Origin of the sequence: Bacillus fungorum (assembly GCF_002746455.1) — a bacterium.
Classification (GTDB): Bacteria; Bacillota; Bacilli; order Bacillales; family Bacillaceae_G; genus Bacillus_A; species Bacillus_A fungorum.
The window spans coordinates 1-1,089 of the sequence record NZ_NWUW01000131.1; the positions used below are offsets into that span (position 1 = coordinate 1).

Annotated in this window: 1 protein-coding gene and 1 pseudogene; both read right to left on the reverse strand. The window is 34.2% G+C overall.

The genetic code is table 11. The features are described 5' to 3' along the window. Positions 1-209: 209 nt before the first annotated feature. Positions 210-845 carry a hypothetical protein gene (locus tag CO726_RS31635; protein WP_136699921.1) on the reverse strand — a complete coding sequence of 212 codons (636 nt, stop codon included), beginning with the start codon at positions 843-845 and terminating at the stop codon, positions 210-212. Then, positions 845-1,089: pseudogene (locus CO726_RS31030) on the reverse strand (hypothetical protein); the annotation flags it as partial. The gene CO726_RS31635 and the pseudogene CO726_RS31030, both read right to left, overlap by 1 nt.

Genomic DNA, 1,089 nt, shown 5'->3' on the forward strand with positions numbered 1-1,089 from the left:
CGAATTATTCCAAACAATGAGGAACACGGTACACATACAATTAAAACAAGGGATGAGCAATACTTTTTATATACTGCTGTGTATTTGAGCGGCATACTATCGCCAATTTCAGAAGAAGTATTTGAAGAATATGAAAGAAAGAACCTAATGGGTAGATAAAAGGTACTGAATGTAGATTCAGTACCTTTTCTATCTTTATATATGGTTCTTTACATATTAGCAAATAGCCATGGAGCGAGTACGGCCAACATACACAGCAAACAAGATCCTGTTATGACACGGTTAGACCAACGGTAATACTCAGGCTGTTTCGTACTTTCGTGAATTCTTCTTAAACGAATACCTGCAATTAACATAAATGGTGTGAAAATAAGTGCTGTTGCTTTAAACAGGTCTAAAAAATCCGTGAAGATGTTCATAAACGAAAATACATCGGAACTAAACAAGAAGTACACACTTAGTCTCATGGACATCATGCTAATAAATGAGAAAATCATACTCCCAGTCGCCCACTTCATCCATTGACCATTCTTTGTAATTAATGCCATAACCATGACAATAACGCCTAATATGAATGAAATAGAAAAGATATTTACTCCTACTTTAAAAGCAGGTGCATACAATCCCTCTATCTTTTGTATGATTGATGATCCAAATGAATCATCTTTCTCTGTTGTTTTCGCTCGATTGTTTAACCCCTTGTTAAAGGATGACGAAACATCGTTCCCCTTCAATTCATTAAAATCTACTTTTGCAGAAGCTTCAGCTGCTTGTAAGGGTATAAGTAGTAAAATCATTAAAACAAGCGTACATAGGACTCCTATCATTCCTTTTTCTTGTTTCATCACATATCACCCGCTAATTTTGGTTTGATGCTCTTTAATTTGATTTCATTTCCTTCCGCAACATAATAAAGATCTGCCGAATAATAGATATTTGCTTTTGTATATGCCCCCATAATTGCATTCGCAATTTCTTCCTTCTCTACTGCAATGTATGTTTCATTTTCATTGTAAAATTCTATTTCAATTCGATTAATATTATTATTTAGTACTGTGATATGTAACTCTTTTAGGCTATCTAGACGAT

What these genes read in the sequence shown, in the direction of transcription:
- CO726_RS31635 (WP_136699921.1), bottom strand. Translation starts at nt 845, where the DNA reads ATGAAACAAGAAAAAGGAATGATAGGAGTCCTATGTACGCTTGTTTTA.